General features: G+C 50.1%; 1 rRNA gene. It reads right to left on the bottom strand.

Annotated elements, in window-relative coordinates:
- Window positions 1-39: 39 nt before the first annotated feature.
- Window positions 40-2,944 (bottom strand): 23S ribosomal RNA (locus AAEY98_RS22015).
- Window positions 2,945-3,113: the final 169 nt, after the last annotated feature.

Here is a 3,113-nt window from a genome sequence, read left to right as displayed (position 1 = left end):
CTAATACTAAGTCGTATCAGTAAAACCCATCTGGGTTGTATGGTTAAGCCTCACGGGTCATTAGTACAAGTTAGCTCAACGCCTCACAACGCTTACACACCTTGCCTATCAACGTAGTAGTCTCCTACGGCCCTTTAGAGAGCTTAAAGCTCTAGGGATGACTCATCTTAGGGCTCGCTTCCCGCTTAGATGCTTTCAGCGGTTATCGATTCCGAACGTAGCTACCGGGCAATGCCATTGGCATGACAACCCGAACACCAGCGGTTCGTCCACTCCGGTCCTCTCGTACTAGGAGCAGCTCCCTTCAATCATCCAACGCCCACGGCAGATAGGGACCGAACTGTCTCACGACGTTCTGAACCCAGCTCGCGTACCACTTTAAATGGCGAACAGCCATACCCTTGGGACCGACTTCAGCCCCAGGATGTGATGAGCCGACATCGAGGTGCCAAACACCGCCGTCGATATGAACTCTTGGGCGGTATCAGCCTGTTATCCCCGGAGTACCTTTTATCCGTTGAGCGATGGCCCTTCCATTCAGAACCACCGGATCACTATGACCTACTTTCGTACCTGCTCGACGTGTATGTCTCGCAGTTAAGCTGGCTTATGCCATTGCACTAACCGTACGATGTCCGACCGTACTTAGCCAACCTTCGTGCTCCTCCGTTACTCTTTGGGAGGAGACCGCCCCAGTCAAACTACCCACCAGGCACTGTCCTCAACCCCGATAAGGGGCCAGAGTTAGAACATCAAAACTACAAGGGTGGTATTTCAAGATTGACTCCACTCAGACTAGCGTCCAAGCTTCAAAGTCTCCCACCTATCCTACACATGTAGGTTCAATGTTCAGTGCCAAGCTATAGTAAAGGTTCACGGGGTCTTTCCGTCTAGCCGCGGGTATACGGCATCTTCACCGCAATTTCAACTTCACTGAGTCTCGGCTGGAGACAGCGTGGCCATCATTACGCCATTCGTGCAGGTCGGAACTTACCCGACAAGGAATTTCGCTACCTTAGGACCGTTATAGTTACGGCCGCCGTTTACCGGGGCTTCGATCATGAGCTTCTCCGAAGATAACCCAATCAATTAACCTTCCGGCACCGGGCAGGCGTCACACCGTATACGTCATCTTGCGATTTTGCACAGTGCTGTGTTTTTGATAAACAGTTGCAGCCACCTGGTATCTGCGACTCCCGTCAGCTTAGAGAGCAAGTCTCATCACCAACAAGAGCGTACCTTCTCCCGAAGTTACGGTACCATTTTGCCTAGTTCCTTCAGCCGAGTTCTCTCAAGCGCCTTGGTATTCTCTACCCGACCACCTGTGTCGGTTTGGGGTACGATTCCCGCTAACCTGAAGCTTAGAAGATTTTCCTGGAAGCATGGCATCAACTACTTCATCACCTTAGTGACTCGTCATCAGCTCTCAGCCTGTACATTAAAGTACGATTTCCCGGATTTGCCTAAGAAATCAACCTACCACCTTAAACGCGGACTACCAACGCCGCGCTAGCCTAGCCTTCTCCGTCTCTCCATCGCAGTTAGCGGAAGTACAGAAATATTAATCTGTTTCCCATCGATTACGCCTTTCGGCCTCACCTTAGGGGTCGACTCACCCTGCCCCGATTAACGTTGGACAGGAACCCTTGGTCTTCCGGCGAGGGAGTTTTTCACTCCCTTTATCGTTACTCATGTCAGCATTCGCACTTCTGATACGTCCAGTGTGGGTTACCCCTTCACCTTCAACCGCTTACAGAACGCTCCTCTACCGCGCACTTCCTAAGAAATGCACCCGTAGCTTCGGTGGTATGTTTAGCCCCGTTAAATCTTCCGCGCAGGCCGACTCGACTAGTGAGCTATTACGCTTTCTTTAAATGATGGCTGCTTCTAAGCCAACATCCTAGCTGTCTAAGCCTTCCCACATCGTTTCCCACTTAACATACACTTTGGGACCTTAGCTGACGGTCTGGGTTGTTTCCCTTTTGACAACGGACGTTAGCACCCGCTGTCTGTCTCCCGAGTAGTACTCATTGGTATTCGGAGTTTGCAAAGGGTTGGTAAGTCGGGATGACCCCCTAGCCTTAACAGTGCTCTACCCCCAATGGTATTCGCTCGAGGCGCTACCTAAATAGCTTTCGAGGAGAACCAGATATCTCCGAGTTTGATTGGCCTTTCACCCCCAGCCACAAGTCATCCGCTCATTTTTCAACATAAGTCGGTTCGGTCCTCCAGTTGATGTTACTCAACCTTCAACCTGCCCATGGCTAGATCACTCGGTTTCGGGTCTACACCTTGCAACTAAACGCGCAGTTAACACTCGGTTTCCCTACGGCTCCGCTATTCGCTTAACCTCGCTACAAAATGTAAGTCGCTGACCCATTATACAAAAGGTACGCAGTCACGGTCTCAAGAACCGCTCCCACTGCTTGTACGTATACGGTTTCAGGTTCTATTTCACTCCCCTCACAGGGGTTCTTTTCGCCTTTCCCTCACGGTACTGGTTCACTATCGGTCAGTCAGGAGTATTTAGCCTTGGAGGATGGTCCCCCCATATTCAAACAGGATGTCACGTGTCCCGCCTTACTCGTTTTCATCTATGGTTAGTTTTCATGTACGGGGCTATCACCCTGTGCCGCTGTGCTTTCCAACACATTCCACTAACACCCCATAGACTTAAGGGCTAATCCCCGTTCGCTCGCCGCTACTAGGGGAATCTCGGTTGATTTCTTTTCCTCCGGGTACTTAGATGTTTCAGTTCCCCGGGTTTGCCTCACTACACTATGTATTCATGTAGTGATAACAGCTTATGCTGCTGGGTTTCCCCATTCGGATATCGTTAGCTCAAATGCTTATTACTAGCTCGCCAACGCTTTTCGCAAGTTATTACGTCCTTCATCGCCTCTGACTGCCAAGGCATCCACCGTATACGCTTGGTCACTTAACCATACAACCCAAATGAGTTTCACTTGCGTGAACATCTGGGCCATATCATGACCAGCTGGTTTTTACTTGTCTCACCTCCGACCAGGAAGTGGACTCGCCTTAGTTTTTAGAATATTCAAGACACTTAAACAGTGTTTTGAGAACTCAAGTGTTAATGCTTTCGCATTAAC

Source organism: Shewanella sp. AC91-MNA-CIBAN-0169 (genome assembly GCF_040310165.1).
Lineage (GTDB): Bacteria > Pseudomonadota > Gammaproteobacteria > Enterobacterales > Shewanellaceae > Shewanella.
This window is presented reverse-complemented; position numbering and strand designations above follow the sequence as displayed.